The 13,639-nt window shown below is 40.0% G+C and carries 13 protein-coding genes; 6 read left to right on the plus strand and 7 right to left on the minus strand.

The window, feature by feature from the left end:
- Positions 1–40: 40 nt before the first annotated feature.
- From WKV44_06335 to rpe, 3 genes are all read left to right on the plus strand, one after another.
- Positions 41–553 carry a flavin reductase gene (locus WKV44_06335; GenBank protein MEM5948155.1) on the plus strand — a complete coding sequence of 171 codons (513 nt, stop codon included), beginning with the start codon at positions 41–43 and terminating at the stop codon, positions 551–553.
- A 290-nt stretch (positions 554–843) separates the two neighbouring features.
- Positions 844–1,188 (plus strand): PilZ domain-containing protein, encoded by a 345-nt coding sequence (locus WKV44_06340; GenBank protein MEM5948156.1) that lies wholly within the window; start codon positions 844–846, stop codon positions 1,186–1,188.
- 85 nt (positions 1,189–1,273) lie between these two features.
- Positions 1,274–1,924, plus strand: coding sequence for a ribulose-phosphate 3-epimerase (rpe, locus tag WKV44_06345; protein MEM5948157.1), 651 nt, complete (start codon positions 1,274–1,276; stop codon positions 1,922–1,924).
- On the opposite strand, the gene rpiA is transcribed toward rpe, so the two are convergent.
- Positions 1,925–2,629 (minus strand): ribose-5-phosphate isomerase RpiA, encoded by a 705-nt coding sequence (rpiA, locus tag WKV44_06350; protein MEM5948158.1) that lies wholly within the window; start codon positions 2,627–2,629, stop codon positions 1,925–1,927.
- 69 nt (positions 2,630–2,698) lie between these two features.
- A complete protein-coding gene (locus WKV44_06355; protein ID MEM5948159.1) occupies positions 2,699–4,369 on the minus strand; it encodes a diguanylate cyclase in 1,671 nt (556 codons plus the stop codon).
- Between the two features lie 151 nt (positions 4,370–4,520).
- On the opposite strand from WKV44_06355, the gene WKV44_06360 reads away from it, so the two are divergent.
- Together WKV44_06360 and WKV44_06365 are read left to right on the plus strand one after the other, a co-directional pair.
- Positions 4,521–5,297 carry a hypothetical protein gene (locus tag WKV44_06360; GenBank protein MEM5948160.1) on the plus strand — a complete coding sequence of 259 codons (777 nt, stop codon included), beginning with the start codon at positions 4,521–4,523 and terminating at the stop codon, positions 5,295–5,297.
- A 60-nt stretch (positions 5,298–5,357) separates the two neighbouring features.
- Positions 5,358–6,674 carry a cyclic nucleotide-binding domain-containing protein gene (locus tag WKV44_06365; GenBank protein MEM5948161.1) on the plus strand — a complete coding sequence of 439 codons (1,317 nt, stop codon included), beginning with the start codon at positions 5,358–5,360 and terminating at the stop codon, positions 6,672–6,674.
- An 89-nt stretch (positions 6,675–6,763) separates the two neighbouring features.
- On the opposite strand, the gene WKV44_06370 is transcribed toward WKV44_06365, so the two are convergent.
- From WKV44_06370 to WKV44_06380, 3 genes are read right to left on the minus strand one after another with little or no spacing between them, the layout of a single operon-like run.
- On the minus strand, positions 6,764–7,201 hold the full coding sequence (locus WKV44_06370; protein MEM5948162.1) for a metal-dependent transcriptional regulator: 438 nt from the start codon (positions 7,199–7,201) through the stop codon (positions 6,764–6,766).
- 1 nt (position 7,202) lies between these two features.
- Positions 7,203–9,464: a ferrous iron transport protein B gene (gene feoB / locus WKV44_06375; protein ID MEM5948163.1), complete on the minus strand. Its 2,262-nt coding sequence runs from the start codon at positions 9,462–9,464 to the stop codon at positions 7,203–7,205.
- Positions 9,461–9,790 carry a FeoA family protein gene (locus tag WKV44_06380; protein ID MEM5948164.1) on the minus strand — a complete coding sequence of 110 codons (330 nt, stop codon included), beginning with the start codon at positions 9,788–9,790 and terminating at the stop codon, positions 9,461–9,463. Before WKV44_06380 ends, feoB begins: the two co-directional genes overlap by 4 nt.
- 154 nt (positions 9,791–9,944) lie before the next feature.
- Here WKV44_06380 and WKV44_06385 point away from each other — a divergent pair, with 154 nt between their 5' ends.
- Entirely contained in the window at positions 9,945–10,589 is a 645-nt protein-coding gene (locus WKV44_06385) for a hypothetical protein (protein MEM5948165.1), read from the plus strand.
- A gap of 273 nt (positions 10,590–10,862) precedes the next feature.
- On the opposite strand, the gene WKV44_06390 is transcribed toward WKV44_06385, so the two are convergent.
- A complete protein-coding gene (locus tag WKV44_06390; GenBank protein MEM5948166.1) occupies positions 10,863–12,137 on the minus strand; it encodes a malic enzyme-like NAD(P)-binding protein in 1,275 nt (424 codons plus the stop codon).
- A gap of 72 nt (positions 12,138–12,209) precedes the next feature.
- Positions 12,210–13,559, minus strand: coding sequence for an argininosuccinate lyase (argH, locus tag WKV44_06395; protein ID MEM5948167.1), 1,350 nt, complete (start codon positions 13,557–13,559; stop codon positions 12,210–12,212).
- Positions 13,560–13,639: the final 80 nt, after the last annotated feature.

A 13,639-nucleotide genomic window follows, 5' to 3' on the forward strand; every position in this document is an offset into this window, starting at 1 on the left:
TTTTTTTTGTAGCCATGATAAAATAAGCACAGGAGGAAACATGGAAAAAGAATACAAGAGAATAGCCCCCAAAGACATAAAGCAAGACCCCTTTACACTTATATCAAAAACATGGTTTCTTCTCACAGCTGCTACAGAAACAGGCTACAACACAATGACATGCTCTTGGGGAGCTCTGGGACACCTATGGCATAAAGACATCTGCATAGTATATGTAAGACCCACACGATTTACATATGAGTTTATGCAAAAAGCAGATTACTTTACCCTTAGCTTTCTACCAGAAAAACACAGAAAAATACTACAATACTGCGGAAGCCATTCAGGAAGAAACACCGATAAAATAAAGGACACCGGCCTTAATCCCATAGAAACAGAAAAGTCCATAGCCTTTAAAGAAGCAGACCTTATAATAGAAGCACAAAAAATGGCACATCAGATTATCAGCCCCAAAAGCTTTGACATACCAGAGGAGATAGAACCTCTATATCCAGAAAAAGACTATCATATGATGTATACAGGAAAGATAACAAACATCTGGCAAAAAAAATAGGCTGTCCAACATATCCCGGACAGCCTTAGAACACACGCCGCAGGAGCAACGCTCCCAGAAAACAATAAGCAAATAACATGCCAAAAATCGCAGCTTATATTTACATTTGAGACAATATTTTAGACATGTCATAAAATAAAGACACAAAGCAATGTATCATTATTATACATCTGGCATCTGATCATTGTATCAAAAAAATCGGATAAAAATTCATATTTTTTTTACAAAAAGCAGGAAAAATTTAAAAAATCCATTATAATAAAATAGAAAAACGTAAGGGAGCTTCTATCATGGAAGAAAGAAGAAAAACACAACGATTCACAGTTACAAGACTTGCCAGTGTATCACCAATGGAAGAAGAACACTTTGACAGACTCAAGGTTACGGACATAAGCACCGGCGGGATGCGCTTTATAAGCAAAAAAGAATTTGCAAAAGGAGCAACAATCTTTTTTGCTGTAGAAGTAGAAACAGACGATGGTATTGTTCCTATACAAGGAGAAGGAAGAGTAATTCATGCAGAAAAAAACAACAATGATTTTTTAATTGGCATAGAATTTACCTATCTTCCTGACCTCGAAAATGAAAAGCTGCAAGAACTCTTACTGCTTGAAAAATTCGAAGCAAGCAAATAGCATGTAGCCCCATAAGGGGCTTTTTTTTTGCCCCAAACTGCTTTACAAAAAATATATTTTATGCAAAATACAAAAAGAGGAAGTCATGAAATATAAAATATCAGCATCCATACTCAACGCCAATTTTCTGAGACTTGGACAGGAAATATCGGAAATAAAAGACTACATTGATGAGATACATCTTGACATAATGGACGGACACTATGTTGATAACATATCCTTTGGCCCGGATATAATATCTCTTATAAGGAAAGAATTTTCAGACATTACATTGGATACCCATCTTATGATATGTAATCCGGATAAGTACTGGCATACATTCATAGAAGCGGGAGCGGATATCCTGGTATTTCATAAGGAAGCAACACAGAAAGCATACCATATTCTGGAAAAAATAAAAAAAAGCGGAAAACTAGCAGGGATATCCCTTAATCCAGCTACGGACATAAACCAGATAGAGCCACTTGTAGATGTGATAGACAGGGTTCTTATCATGACAGTAGAACCCGGTTTTGGAGGGCAGAGCTTTATAAAACCCATGTTAAAAAAGATAGAAAAAGCAAGAAAGATACTGGGAGACAATATTGATATAGAAGTAGACGGAGGAATCAACAATAATACTGTAAAAGATGCTCAGAAAGCAGGAGCCAACACATTCGTTGTCGGCTCCCATATCTTTAAATCTTCAGATAAAATAGCAGAAATAGAAAAACTAAGAGAGATTTTAGAGCACTAATCAATCAGAAAGATGTTCTATTGCACCATCACTCTTTGCAACAAGAACAATAGGCCGTACCAAAGAAAAAAAGCCATTCTCGTACACTCCCGGTATGGAGTTTATAAGTCTCTCCATATCAGGACCATCAACAGGAGTCTTAAAAAGAACATCAAAGATGATATTCCCATTGTCCGTTATAACTGGACCACATTTTCCCGTACCGACCCTTATTGTAAAATCAGCTCTCATTGATTTTAACCGTCTTGCAACTACAGCTCTAGCAACAGGAACAACCTCTACAGGAACAGGAAAACCTGTGCCTATGGAAGGAACAAGCTTGCTCTCATCAACTACTACAACAAATTTATCCGCATTATAAGCAACAAGCTTTTCCATAAAAAGTGCAGCCCCTCCCCCCTTAACAAGAGAAAGGCAAGAAGAAACCTCATCCGCACCATCAATTGCAACATCCACATGCCCGTTTATATCATTGCTGTTTAATGAGCGCAGAGGGATTCCCAGTCTCTCCGCCTCTATCTCTGTCTCTAAGCTTGTAGTAACGGCAAGAATATTCTTTAGTTTGCCTGACTTAAGATGCTCTGCAACTCGTCTTATAGCCCATATAGCAGTAGAACCAGTACCCAGACCTATTTTTTGTCCGCTTTTTACAAATTTATCCACTGCTTCATAGGCAACAATTTTTTTTAACTCATCCTTGGTCATGCTCTTCTCCGTAGAAATAAACTGTGGGGATACAATAACACAAAAAAATACAATATACAATATTTATGGTTAATCATAATAAGAAACTACTTTATTTCTTCCCTTATGCTTTGCCATATAAAGAGCCTTATCTGCGGCCTTTATAAGAGAATCAAGAGAGTTTATGTTTCCCGACAACGAAGCAACACCTATGCTTACTGTAAAATCAACACTCATTTTGTCTATATTTATAGAAAGAAGTTCTATTTTTTCTCTTATTCTGTTGGCAATGGCAAGGGCATCATCCTGGTCAGTATAAGGCAATAAGATGGCAAACTCCTCTCCTCCTATACGAGCAGCTATATCCGTTTTCCTAAGGAGAGAAGACAATGCAGATGAAAATCCGACCAGAGCCGTATCTCCTACAGCATGGCCATAGTTATCATTGATATTTTTAAAATGATCCAAATCAAGAATCATAAAACTGACAGGCGCACCCAATGCAATACATCTGTCAATCACAGGCCCTGCAGTATTAAAAAAATATCTTCTATTATAAAGGCCTGTTAAATCATCAACTATGCTTTGAAGACGAAAATTATTAAAATGATCAACAATGCCTAGCGTAATAACAAATACCAAGAGTATTATACCTATCTCCTTGGTATGTAGTGTAAGCACATTACTTGGCATAAGGCCAAATCCTCTCAGGGCAAAAACAGCTATACCAACTATAAAAAATACAAACCCCGTGAGTGCAAATCCCCCTGCCCTATCCCCAGCAGCTATGGAAGAAACCATAGAAATAAGATTGGGAACAACAAACAGAACACCGAGAATGGCAAATAGAATAAGTGATAAAGAAACAGGCAAAAAAAGCAAAGAGACAATCGTAAAAAATCCCCATCCGTAAACAACATAATACAGATACCTTAGCATCAGTCTGAGCCTGCCCGGAGAAAGGAAATCATACATAAAAGAAGAAAAAGCCATGAGGCCTATGGTACCTGAAATTATATAAAAATAATATTTCCAGGAAGTAGTCTCGGGAGACAGAAGTATAAATAAAAAACCATCCTGAATGCTGTTAAAAACAAAGGCACAGATAATAAAAATATTAAAAAAGACAAAATGCCTTAACTTATAGTTGGCATAAAAAATAATAATTATTACAAATAAAAGGAGCAGAAGCCCCATATACATACCATAGACCAAATTTATCCTTGCGGAATAATCAAAAAGTATATTTTCTCTCCATAGATATAAAGGAAATCTGAGAGTACCTCTGGTTTTTATCTTGAGATAAACTGTGTAATGCCCTGTAGGCAGTACCCCAAGCGAAAAAACAGGATTTCTATACTGATATGTACGGTTTCTAAAAGGCTTTCTATCACTAATATAATCAAAATCTATAACTTTATCTTTGGAGATAAGATACATTGATACAAAATCAAGCAAAGGATAATCCACTTCCAAAAGCCATTTTCTATCGAAAGATGCTTTGGTATCTATATCAATCTTTAACCAAATATAAGAATCATTAAACCCATATGAGCTTTTATCCGCATAGGTAAAATCAATATATCTGTTTTTTTCACCATCTATTATATCATAAATAGAAAGGTCCTTATCACCCGCAAAGTACATTTGAATGCTATTATAAGGTATGCCAATCTTCTCTTGGGAAGACAAGACAATGGGCTCTGCAAACAGAGTATAGCAGAAAATAGTGCTTATAAGAAATATTAATTTTTTATGCATAGCCATAATCCCAAGTAGATTGTTTTTCTGTAAAACTATAACCCATATTATTGCAAAACACAATAAAATCTTATAAGTGATAAGTTAATTTGCTTGCACAGCATAGATATTTTCTCTACTATTTATATTTTTATGAGTGAGGTTTGTTTATATGTCTGTCTCTTTGATACTTGATTATTCTGGCACTGTATGTACAGAAGCCCCGAGACTTGCAATCCCGGAAAATCTGGACAAGGCCTTACAATCCTCTGGGCTAAAGACAATGGGCATGGATGTTTTTGCATACTGGAATAAGGTCGTATTGCCATACTGGGATATTGCAAAAAAAGGAGAAATAAGTTTGCTGGAATGTATAGAAAGAGCTGCAATCCACAGAATATCAGGCGGATACACCATTTCTGCAAAAAAGTTTGTAAAGATTTTTATGTCTATGCTGTATCCGCATATGCTATGGGAAAAAGCAATCCGGTCTTTTATAGAAAACTCAATACGCATTGTAATAGCTACAGAGCACTATAAAGAAGCAGCAGAAGCTATAGAAAGCTATCTGATAGAACGCAACATCATATCCGCCATATATCCGCATAAAGCTCCATGTACTATAGTATGCTCGTCAAACATAGGAGAGGCAAAGGACTCTGGAGTATTCTGGGATGCAGTAAAGGATGCTGCAGAAGGAGCAGAACGCCTTATATATGTTGATGATTTTAACCTCAATGAAGCAGAATTTTTATCAGGAAAGGATATAGATAAGAAAACACATCTGGAAAAGATGTTAAAAAACAGCAGCCGGTTTCTTACCATAATGGGAGCAAAAGAGATAGATATTTTCCCTTTTGTTTTGGAAAATATTTTTGCAGATAAAGGAGAGCTGGAAAAAGAACTTGCGACAAAGATAAGGCAAATAGAAAATGCAGTATATGTGTGATATCGTGATAAGCTCAAATTAATGCTTGTATTTCCGATACTTGTATAAAGGTGTGGTTGTATGAATTTAAACAAGGTTGTTTTTAGAGAAGAAGACAGGTTTTTATATGTATGGCGACTCATCCTGTCGCTTGTTTCTTTGTATTATGCTTTTAGGTTACCTCTTGTACTTGTGAGAAAGAGTTCTTATCCTGCTTTTTTTATTGTCGACATTATGGCTGCCTTTGTGTTTCTTGTAGACATATTTGTTCAGTCAAGAACTGCAATAAAAAGAGAAGGTAAGTTCATAACAGATATAAAGTCTCTTTCCAAAGATTATTTTTCTTCTTCCAGGTTTTTTATTGATCTTATTGCAGCTCTTCCTCTTGATGTTTTTCTTATATGGACGACTCATCTTTCTTTTTTTGCTCCTCTTGCCCTGCTTAGACTTCTTAAGCTTTTGCGGCTCAAGGATAATCTGGAGTATATGGCTACTGTCAAGTTTAATCCTGCTCTTTTTAGGCTTTTGCTTATGGTCTTGTGGATTATTCTTGCTGCTCATTCTATTGCATGTGGTTGGCTGGCTATAAGCGGCATAGATTCTTCCGATTCTTTTTCCTATCAATATCTTAGGGCTATTTACTGGACTATAACTACTCTTACAACTATTGGTTATGGCGATATTACTCCGTCTTCTCCTGCTCTTATCATGTATACAATTCTAATAGAATTGATTGGTGCTGCCATGTATGGTTTGATAATAGGTAGTATTGCAAACCTTATTTCCAAGATGGATACTGCCAAGATTATGCATAGGGAGAAGGTGGAAAAAATCAATGCTTTTCTTTCTTACAAGCATATTTCGCCTGAGCTCCAGAAAAAAATAAGGGACTACTTTGATTATCTTTGGGATACAAGGCGAGGGCATGCGGAGGAGTCTGTTCTTACAGAGATTCCTCATTCTCTTAAGCTCGCTGTTGCACTTGAGATTCATAAGGATGTTATCCAGAAGGTACCTCTTTTTAAAGATGCAAATGATGATTTTATCAGGGATATCATCCTGCATCTGCAATCTTATATTGTAAGTCCAGGGGATTATATCATCCGTGCTGGGGAGATTGGTCTTGATATGTTCTTTATCAACCGGGGTTCTGTTGAGGTTGTGTCTGCGGATGAGTCCGTAAGGTATGCTGTTTTATCGGAGGGACAGTTTTTCGGGGAGATGGCTCTTGTTTTGCAGGCTCCGCGTACTGCTACGGTAAGGTCTCTGGAATATTGCGACTTGTATAGGCTCGATAAGGGTACTTTTGATAATATTCTTATAAGGTATCCGGATGTCGCTTCACAGATAGAAATGCTTGCACAGCAAAGAAAGGCTGAGATAGATAAGAAAAAATAGGCTCCATATTTGCCGCGCAGGCAGGAGGAAGAGCGCCTCCATGCCTGCTTTGCTCTGTATGGCGCGCTTCCGACGTTCGGTTTTTTGTTTTATTCATCCAAGCACATGTGGCCTTTGTCAGGGTTATATTTGAATTTTACGGGCATGCATTCTTCTGCAAATTCTATGTAGCTTACAAATCTGTCTAGGAGTTCTTCTGTTATGGCGTGTTCTATTTTGCATGCGTTTTCTTCTGCCATCCGTTCGTCAGCACCAAGGATTTTTAGAAAAAAGCGTTTTAATATGCTGTGTTTTCTGTAAACGTCTTTTGCTATGCTGAGGCCCTGTCCGGTCAGCTCTATTGTGTCGTAGGGAGAGTATTCTATGTAGCCTTTGTCGGAGAGCGTGTGTAGGGAGTTGGATACTGTGGAACGGGATACGTTGAGGTGTTTTGCTATATCGCGCACACGGGCTGTTTTTTTCTTGTCTGTGAGAAGATATATTGCCTCAAGATAATCTTCCATTCTTGATGTGATGTTGTCTGCCATTTTATTCCTCCATTACTGGTCTTCTTCTGCCTGCCATGAATAGTCCTCCTATGAGAAACAGGATGAGAGCAAGTGTTGTTGCAAGCCATAAAGGGCTCTCCATGGTGGCAAGCTGATAGAATAGTGTTGCAAGTATCCATGCAAGTAGTGTCAGATATATTGCTGTTGCCGCCGCTATGGTTTTTCCCATCTGGGTGCTTATTGCAGCTATTGTAGCAATACATGGCGAGTATATAAGTACAAACAATAGGTACGCATATGCGCTCTGAGGTGTAAAGAGATTCTTAACTCTGGTAAGGGCTCCGGAATTTTCTAAGCTCTCATCTTCTACTGAAAAAATGAGAGATAAGATATCTCTGCCTAGTTGTTTAAAGGATTCTAACAGGCTTTTGCCTATGTAGGCAAGAGATAAGGGATTGTCTTCTGCAACATCTCCTACTGTCTGAGCACTTGTGTCTTCTGAGGCATACATTGACTGCAGTGTGCCTATGATTGTTTCTTTTGCAAAAAGTCCGGTAAAAAGCCCTGCTACGGCAGGCCAGTTATCTTTTTCTATCCCCATGGGACGAAAAACAGGACTTATTGCCTGTCCTGTTTTTATGAGGATGGAGTCTGGGGATTCTGGCTCCAGTTTTATACCATCTTTGTTTATAACTATCGTATTTAGTAATGTAAGAATAAAGACTGCTGTTGTTATTGCTATACCAGCCCTTTTTATATATGAGGAGAATCTTATCCATGTTACTTTTAGAACATAATTTAGCTTGGGTAGGTGATAAGGGGGGAGCTCCATAACAAGTGGGCTTATTTTACCTTTAAACAGGGTGCTTTTTAACAAAAAGCCGGTGCCAACAGCTAATATTATACCAACAAAATACAGGGAGAAAACCACAAGTCCTGCATTACGTGGGAAAAGCATGCTGGCAAAAAGGACATATACAGGAAGCCTTGCTCCACATGACATAAGAGGTGCCATGAATATGCTGATTATTTTTTCTTTCTTTGTTTCCAGCGTTTTTGTGGCAAGAACAGAACTTACTGTACATCCAAAGCCCAGTAAAAGAGGGACAAAGGCTTTTCCTGACAATCCCAGACTTCTTAGGCTTCTGTCAGCAACAAAGGCAGCCCTTGCCATATAGCCAAAATCCTCAAGGATTGTAAGTAAAAAAAACAGTATGTATATTATTGGGATAAATGTTGCAACTGTCTGTATGCCGCTACCTATGGCCATAATAAAGGTCTGCAAGAACCCGGGAGCAGATAAAGAAGAAAGAAAAGCCACCGGCAGTTCTACTGCAAATAACCCTGCTATACTGTCAAAAAAGTCTATAAAAACACCGCCAAACGATGTGGTAAGCCAGAACATAAGAAACAGCACTCCCCAGAAGATAGGAAGTCCCCATACCTTATGCAGCACTATATTGTCTATACGCTCGGTTATAGTAAGTGTTTCTTTACCTTTTTTTACCCGATGCATGATATCATCTATATAAGAATAAAGGGTTTCTGCTACATATATATCCGGCTCCTTTCCTATATCCCGAGATATTCTATCTATCTCTTCCTGCAGCTTTTTCCTTTTGGCAATCTCCAGGGGATATAAAGAAAAGAACTCCTCATCACCCTGGAAAAGAAGCAAAAACAGAGTTCTTTTTACATCGGAAGACAGCTCTATATGAGCAAACTCCTTTTCTTTCTCAGAAAGCCAATACTCCAACCTGCTGTCATATTTTATAGACAAAGAAGAAACAGGTCTCTCAAAACAGGAGCGGCTTACCGCTTCTACCAGCAATTTTGCATCCTTCTTATCCCGCGTATCAACAAGGGATACGGGAAGCTTTAGCAAAGAGGAAAAATGATTAACATTTATATCTATACCATTTATTCCCAGCAGGTCCTTCTTGGTTATAACAATATGCATGGGCAGTCCCTGCTGAATAAGCTGCATGGTGAGAAACATGCTTTTTTCTATGGAAAGTCCATCAATTACCGTAAGAACGAGATCAACCTTTTCCTTTAGAACAAACTCAAAGGCAACACGCTCCTCTGTAAGAGAAGAGCCAATCGCATATATACCTGGCAAATCTATTATCTTAAGCCTTATATCCTCTCCGTCATAAACAGCATCTTTTATACCATCCTTTCTTTCTATGGTTACCCCCGGCCAATTACCTACAAACTCGGTTCTATCCGTGAGCGCATTAAAAACAGAAGTTTTTCCTGTGTTGGGCGTACCCACAAGGCCTATTACAAACTCTCTCATGCAGTCCTCCGCAACAACAGTACATTGGCCTCTTCTTTTCTGAGCGATACATTAAAACCTCTCACCTGTATCTCAACAGGGTCACCAAGAGGCGCTCTTCTTTTTAAAAGAATCTCTGTTCCCGGAATAAAACCCATAGAAAGAAGCTTACGCCTGTAGGGTCCCATCTGGCCGGAAAAACCCACAACAACTGCTCTCTCCCCCTCTCTGAGAGAAGAAATAGATATGATATCATCGGAAAAATCAGCAGAAGGTTCTACACAGCACGCTCTACCTGCGAGCCTCCCCCTCCTGCCTCCTCCGTATCCATGCTTCTTACGCCCCATACCAAACATAAGCCCTCCACAATGTTTTATATATAAAACATTATCAATATAACAAAACAAAATCAATATCACCATGATATTTTTTTTGCAAACATTGTTTTTCTAAGAAAGGAGGGTTATTTTTACTCATATATAATGCATATGGAGGTTGATTATGAAAAACAGACTTATAAAAACCGCAATTATACTACTATTATTTGCAACAGCTTTCTCATCATGTGAGCTGTTTACAAACCAGACAGTGACCATAGCAATAAAACTGGTAAACATGCCCCCAGGCGTCATACCCACAGCCCCTGCCTACTCTGTAAAAGAGGACAGCAATATAACTGTAACAGAATACTCTGTGCGTATATATAAAATAGAAGTCCGCGACTCCTACGGCACAGAAACACTCTGGGAAAACTCATCCGGAACCAGAGCCAACATAGCAGACGGAGACCTTATCCTCACAGACGAAAATGGAGATCTTTATTCCCTCTACTCCGGCACCTATGACGAAGTCCTGGTAACCATGGATAAAGACATATACATTGATGCTGTATACGAACCATACTCCGACACAACCTATACATCCGTTGCAGTATCTACATCCGACCCTGCAACAATCACACTCAGCGTAGCAAACTCCGGCCTTGCCGCCCCCCTCACCGTAAACAAAGATGCAGGAGAAAAACAGATCAACATATACTTTAACATATACAACACAATGAGCTGGAACAGCATAACAGACTCTATAGACGTCACCAAGCCCACGATGATAGCGGACACAATGGACCTGCCAGAAACACAAAACTGACAAAGACACTAGGAGGCTGCAAGATGCAGCCTCTTTTTTTATACCGAACGCAGAACCTGCGAGCCAAGGAGAAAAAAGCAGTAAAGACGCAGGTTCTGCTGCCTGCGGCACACAGAAAACGAAGACTCCACACACTCAACACCCAAAGACGCATCCAAGACACACTCTCCATACTACCTATAAAATCATATTATAAAGTGTTATAACTTTTTTACTTAGGCAGCAAAAATGGACATGCATAGCATGTCCATTTTTGTGTTCAATTTATATGTTTTATATGTTTTTTCTTATTCTTTCCGCAAGTTTTTTTCTGTAGTCTTCCCAGTCGTTTATAGGCCGTCCTGCCAGGCCCTCCTCGCATGCAGTTTTTGCCACTGCAACAGAGACATACTCTATAACCCGCCTGTCAAAGGGCTTGGGCACAATATAGCCTGGGCCAAAGGAAAAAGCTGCTCCGCCATACGCAGCTCTGACGTCATCCGTAACAGGCTGTCTTGCGAGCTCTGCAAGCGCGAGGGAAGCTGCCATCTTCATTCGCTCCGATATTCTGCGGGCACGTACATCAAGCGCACCGCGGAAAATAAAAGGAAAACCAAGCACGTTGTTTATCTGGTTGGGATAATCACTTCTGCCTGTAGCCATGATGATATCCTCACGGGCAGCAAGTGCATCCGGATAAGAAATCTCAGGGTCGGGATTTGCCATGGCAAAGATTATGGGTCTGTCTGCCATAGAACGCACCATGTCCTGTGACATAACTCCTGCTACGGACAGTCCGGCAAAAACGTCTGCATCCTTTATCACGTCCGCCAAAACACGTGCCGGACCACTCTGCGCAAACTCGCGCTTTTCATCGGTAAGATCATCGCGCGATTCTATGATAAGTCCTTTGCTATCGCACATAAAAAGGTTCTCACGTTTTACTCCAGCGGCAACAAACATTCTGGCACAGGATATCCCCGCAGCACCAGCTCCGTTTATAACAACTTTGAGGCTGTCCAGTTTTTTTTCTGCAAGTTCCGCAGCATTAATAAGGCCTGCTGTTGCAATAATAGCAGTGCCATGCTGGTCATCATGAAAAACAGGGATATCGCATAATTCTATGAGACGTTTTTCTATATAAAAGCACTCCGGAGCTTTGATATCCTCAAGATTGATGCCGCCAAAAGTAGGTTCAAGCAACTTGACAGTTCTTATAATCTCCTCCGGATCCTCACTGTCTATCTCTATATCAAAGACATCCACATCGGCAAAGCGCTTAAAAAGCACAGCTTTGCCTTCCATGACGGGTTTGCTGGCAAGTGCGCCTCTGTTGCCAAGACCAAGGATAGCAGTACCGTTGGATACAACAGCAACAAGGTTTCCTCTGGATGTATAGTCAAAAACAGCATCGGGATTATCTGCTATCTCCTTGACAGGTTCTGCAACTCCCGGCGTATAGGCAAGAGAAAGCTCTGCACTTGTTTCGCAGGGCTTGGTAGAAACAATAGCAACCTTGCCTGGTGTGGGATTTTTATGATAAGAAAGCGCTTTGTCGCGTAAAGACATAAAACCTCCAAAAGTAAAAAATACACTAGGACCGCCTAAGCCTAAAATACAGCGGACCTCATACCGATAAAATCAGGAAGAAACAAGAGAAGACAGAGCTTTTTCAAAAGCATCCTTTGCAGGAAGCACTTTTTGCTTAAGACTGTCCAATCTCTGCTCTACAAAATCCAGATTGAGATTACCTGTAGTACCGGGATACTTGCGCTCCCTTATGGATTCAGAAGGGTCCTTCTCCGCAACTTTATCCAGGTCCAAAGCTACCTTGCGATAAGCATCTCTAAAGCTCATCCCCTCTCTTACAAGCCTGTAAGCCTCATCTGTTGCAAATATTTCCCGGGAGAAACCTTTTTTGAGATTGTCGGGAAAGATTTCAAGGAGAGAGATTGTACGCTCCATAACCCTGACAGAATCAAGCGTAACACCTACGGCTCTCATAAAAGGACCCTTTGTCTCCTGAAAATCCCTGTTATAACCGGATGGAAGAGAACGTATTATTCCCTTAATTTGCATAGAAAAAGAAGCGACAGAGGCGGATTTTGCCCTCATAAGCTCAAGACCATCAGGATTTTGCTTTTGGGGCATTATACTTGAACCAGTACATAGTTCCGGAGGGAGCTTAAAGTATCCAAACTCAGGAAGAGAAAACAAGATAAGATCCTGCGCCATTTTGCTTAGAGTAAGCATAACCTGCTCGCAAAGGTCCGTAAAAATAGACTCAAACTTACCTCTAGAGTTGTTAGCATAAAGCACATTGTTCTGCACAGAAGAAAACCCAAGAAGAGAAGCAGTGTATTCCCTGTCCAGAGGAAGAGGTACTCCGTAACTTGCTGCGGCACCAAGAGGGTTCTGGTCCACAAGAGGATAAAAAGCCCACAAAAGCCTCGCAACATCCGCAAGTTCCTCCGCAAAAGCAGCCATCCAAAGGCCACAGGAAGAAGGCATGGCAATCTGCATATGAGTTCTTCCTGGCATAGGTACATCCGCAAGCTCCTTTGCACGGGAAACAAGCACATCCGTAAGAGAAAATATTACACCAAGGAGTTCAAAAACAGAATGCTTCATAAAAAGTCTTAGAGCCACAAGAACCTGATCGTTTCTGGAGCGGCCTGTATGAATTTTTTTTCCGGCCTCACCTGTTTTATCCACAAGCCAGTTCTCAATAGCAGTGTGTCCGTCTTCATCCTCGGGGCGTATGGAAAACCTGCCGGACTCTATAAGTCCGACAAGCTCACACAGAGCATTCTTGAGCTCAGCAAAATCACTGTCAGGCAGCAATCCTGCTTTATTGAGCATATCCGCATGTGCAAGAGAAGCAAGTGCATCAAAGTATACAAGCTGGGAATCAAGAAGATAATCCTCGCCTACTGTATAACGTTCTATAAGCTTATCCAGAGAATACTGTTTTTGCCAGAGTTTAGCCATATAAACCTCATAAAAAAACGATATACAATAATAACCGTAAAGCCTCTCATATTCCAGACATTGGGAAAGAAAATTTATAC

The sequence above is a fragment of the Spirochaetia bacterium 38H-sp genome, from assembly GCA_039023545.1.
Taxonomy (GTDB): Bacteria; Spirochaetota; Spirochaetia; order Winmispirales; family Winmispiraceae; genus Rarispira; species Rarispira pelagica.